The sequence below is a fragment of the Roseiarcus sp. genome (genome assembly GCF_052145395.1).
In the GTDB taxonomy this organism is placed as follows: Bacteria; Pseudomonadota; Alphaproteobacteria; order Rhizobiales; family Beijerinckiaceae; genus Roseiarcus.
On sequence record NZ_JBKQOT010000035.1, the window covers coordinates 1 to 4,105 of the forward strand.

Here is a 4,105-nt window from a genome sequence, read left to right on the forward strand (position 1 = left end):
CCGTTGCGGGCCGAATTCGGATTGTCGCCGATGGCGAAGAGATAGCGGCCGGAATGGGTGTGCTTGAGGAACAGATGCGTCGCGCCGGCGACGGCAAACAGCAAGAAAATCGAGACGGGAACGCCGAGAATCTTGCCGCTTCCAAGTTCCGACAACCAACCGATGGCTTTGGGCGCCGCGACCGAGGCGTTGCGGAAAACGAAATACTGTCCGAGACCGAGGGTGACGCCGCCCACCGCCAGGGTCGTAAAAAGCGGCGGGATTTCCACATAGGCAATCAGATAGCCATTCGTCGCGCCGCATAACAAAGCCGCGCTTGCGGCTAGCGCCAACGCGACAGGAGTCGAGACACCCTGGTCGACGAGAACGAAAAGCAGCGCAACCGAGACCGCCATGATCGGCGTCATCGAGAGGTCGATGCCGCGGCCGATGATCACCGTGGTCATTCCGACGCCCAGAATGCCGAGCACCGCGACATTGCGGACCAGCGTGATGAGATTTCCCGCGGTAAAGAAATCGTTGAGAAGCAACGAGAACAGCACGAACATCGCGCACGCCAGAATGGCGACGATCGTCGCCTGACTCCAGTGAATCTTGCCGAAGCTCCCCGCCAAATTCGCAGACGTTGCGTTGCGCAGGGATGTCATGACCGTAACGCACCCGGCCAAGCAAACGGCTCGCGGACATTCGGCTCGATGCGGCGCCGCCGAGATCGGCTGCTACTCTCAGCAGACTGCACCTGAGCTCCTCCCTTCGGGACCACGGGCCCGATCCCCGAGCCATTTTTGATTTCAATCTAGCATATTGGATCAGCTGTTCCAGAAATATTTGGATCGTTCGTTACAATTCTTTGGCCGAGTGTCCTCTGTCGACGCGGCGGCGCGCTCGGCGCCGGACCTTCCTTCTCACTCGGTCCGAAACATGTCCTTCGTGGACGCCGTCACAAACGCTCGAACAAACCGGCCGTCCGCGCGCTTCGCGACGCCACCCTTTCCGCCTCCCCTGCCCGGCTTCTCGTCCGGCTGGCCCTCAGTATGAGGGGAGCGCGTTTGAAGTCAACGATTTTTATCTATCTGTACCATTTTTACGATTGCAGCGCCCAGAAGCCGCCGTCGGCCAGCGACGTCAAATCCTGCGCAAATTCGCGGCGCACCGAAATGAGGTCCGATGTGGCGGCGCCGGTGGACAAGATCCGCACCAGCTTCCCTGCGAACATCGCCTCCGCCAGCAATCCGTTGACGGGTCGCGGGGATGTCGAGAGCGGATCCAAGAGGCGCCGCCACGCGCGACATTGGTCGATGATCGCGTCGCAGACCAACGGCCGCAATTCCGGCCTGCGCGCCGCTTCCAGCCAGATGGCGAACGTGGCCAGGTTCTGGCGCCCGAACTCCGTGGCTTCGCGCAGGAACACGACCGACGTGAGATCGGCCAGTTGCTCCAGATCGCCGCCGCGCTGGCCGGGCGCGGCGACGGCGCGGCGGTAGCGCTCCTTGGATTCGCCGAACAGCCGCTCCTGGGCCACACGCAGTAGATCCTCGACGGATTTGAAATGATAGGCGGGCGCGGCGGCAGTCAGTCCGGCCCGCTTGGCGATTTGCCGGAAATTCACGGCGGCCGGTCCGTCGATGATCAGGATGTCGATGGCGGCGTCGACGATCCGCCTGCGAGTCGCCTGCGTCTTGCGTCCGAGCTTTTCGCTGCTCCCGGCTTCGTAGGCTCCGATCTGGCGAGGCGCGGACCAAATTTGAACAGGGTCTCCACCGCATTCAAATATCGATGCCAATTCGGCTTCGCTGAGACCAAGCGCGATGGTCATGAAGAGCAGCCCCGCCACCGTATCGATGCCGGACCGCGCCACGGCGCGAGCGTCTCGCGCTCCCAACGCCTCGGCGATGCTGGTCCACAGGGCGTTGATATGCGCGCTCCAGTTACGCGCCAGGACAAGGCTTTCGGGATGGCGAACGGCGTCGAGGGCGATTTCCGCCCAGGCGATGGTGCCGGCCTTGTGAACGCCCGCGGCGTTGCGGATCAGGCGGAACGCGAAATCCCGGAAACTGTCGACGTCGCCCTCGTTGGCGCGGTAGCGCGCGGCCGCCTTTGCGAAAGCGGCGGCATAGAGCTGCATGCTCGCATTGGCCGCTTCCGCAAGAATGTCGAACTTGCTCTCGTAGTAATAGGTGGTGGCGGCCAGCGGCACGCCCGCGCGTTCCGCGACCAACCGGTGCGTAACCCCCGATATTCCTCTTTCAGCGATCACCGTGACCGCGGCCGCAGAAATGCTGGCGCGCGTCTCCAAAGACCGGATCTGCTTGGCGACCCGGCCGCGGACCGGACGGGACGGCACCGCGTCGGTCATGGCGCCTCACGACGATGATTCATCCTCAAGCCCCGACGCCGTCGTCGAGCCCGCCTGGCAAGCGCTCCAATCGCCGCCACGCAATCCGCCCTATCGCGCAATGAAATCGGCCGGATCGAAGCTCGAACACGTGTCGTCGAGCGAACGCACGAGCGAAAAGACCGCAAGGGTCTTCGGCAATTCGTAACGGAAGAAATAATGGAAGGCCGCCAGCTTGCCGCGATAGAAGGCGCCGTCCGTCGCCGCAGCCGGACTTTCCCGCATGGCGCGTTCCGCGACGGCCGCCTGCCAAAGCCAGATCCAGCCGATCACGACATGGCCAAAGGCGTCGAGATAGAGTGTGGCGTTCGCGAGACCCCGATTGCTATCCGAACAGGACGTCACGTCGCGCGTCGTCAATCGCAGAAGCGCCACGGCGTCATCCAGTTGCTTGGCCTCTCGCCGCAATGCCGGCGACGAGGAGGCTTGGCCTATCGTCTCCGCGATTTTCCCGCATAGAAGATCGAGCCCCGCCCCCCCGCCGATCCGCACCTTGCGACCCAGCAGATCGATGCCCTGAATGCCGAAACTGCCTTCATGAATCGGATTGAGGCGATTGTCGCGGTAGAAGCGCTCGACGGAATAATCGCGCGTATAACCGTATCCGCCCAGAATCTGGATTGCGAGCTTATTGGCTTCCAGACAATGTTCGGACGGCCAGCTCTTGGCCACGGGCGTCAAAAGCCCCAGCAAAGCCTCGATGTCCGCGCAGGCGGCCGAATCCGACAGCGTGTCCCGCGCATCGACCAGATAGGCGCAATATCCGGTCAGCGCCATCGCGCCCTCCACAGCGGCCTTCTGCGCGAGGAGCATGCGCTTGACGTCGGCATGTTCGATGATGGGCACTTGTGGCGAGGTCGGATCCTTGTCTTTGGGACGCCGCCCCTGCAATCGTTCCCGCGCGTAGCCCAGCGAATAGAGATAGCCAGCCAGACCGCACATGGCCGCCGAGTGGCCGACGCCGATACGCGCCTCGTTCATCATGTGGAACATATAGTCCAGACCCCGGCCAGACTCCCCGACCAGCGCGCCTATGCTGTCGCCGCCGTCCGAAAAATTCAGCAGGCAGTTCACCGTGCCGCGTTGGCCCATCTTGTGGTTCACGCCGCCGAGGCCGACATGGTTCCATTCCCCGATTCCACCGTCGTCGCCGACCCGATAGCGCGGCACAATGAAAAGCGAAATGCCCCTCACGCCCGGCGCGCCGCCTGGAATCTTGGCCAGCACCATGTGGATGATGTTTTCCGATAATTCATGGTCGCCGCCCGAAATCCAAATTTTCGCGCCGGAAACGCGATAGCTCCCGTCGCCCGTGGGCTCGGCGCGCGCGACGATATCGGAAAGCGACGACCCGGCCTGAGGCTCGGATAGACACATCGTGCCGAACCAACGCCCCTCGAGCATGGGCGGCAGGAACACGCGCCGCTGCTCTCGAGAACCAAAAGCGCGCAGCATGTTGGCGCTGGCCGTCGTCAGGAATGCGTAGTTCGATACGCTCAGATTGGCGCAACTGAAAATCCCGTTCGCAAACAACGAAACAAGCGCCGGCAATTGCAGTCCGCCGTCGTCCTCGTCGAAAATGGCGCCGAAAAACCCCGCCTCGGCGTAGGCGCCAAGCGCCTCGCGAACGCCGGGAATGATTTGCACCCGGCCTTCGACGAACCGAGGCTCGTCGGCGTCCAACTCGGCGGCGATCGGATGATAGTACTT

At 62.9% G+C, this 4,105-nt stretch carries 3 protein-coding genes; all 3 read right to left on the minus strand.

What is annotated here, in order from left to right; genetic code table 11:
• Nucleotides 1-647, minus strand: a 647-nt coding sequence (locus ACLP25_RS01110; RefSeq protein ID WP_442467410.1) for an ABC transporter permease, incomplete at its 3' end; no start/stop codon positions are given.
• Between the two features lie 437 nt (nt 648-1,084).
• Entirely contained in the window at nt 1,085-2,356 is a 1,272-nt protein-coding gene (locus tag ACLP25_RS01115; protein ID WP_442467411.1) for a TetR/AcrR family transcriptional regulator, read from the minus strand.
• A gap of 90 nt (nt 2,357-2,446) precedes the next feature.
• Nucleotides 2,447-4,105: acyl-CoA dehydrogenase (locus ACLP25_RS01120; RefSeq protein ID WP_442467412.1), on the minus strand; the 1,659-nt coding region annotated here is incomplete at its 5' end.

What these genes read in the sequence shown, in the direction of transcription:
- ACLP25_RS01115 (WP_442467411.1), bottom strand. Translation starts at nt 2,356, where the DNA reads ATGACCGACGCGGTGCCGTCCCGTCCGGTCCGCGGCCGGGTCGCCAAG.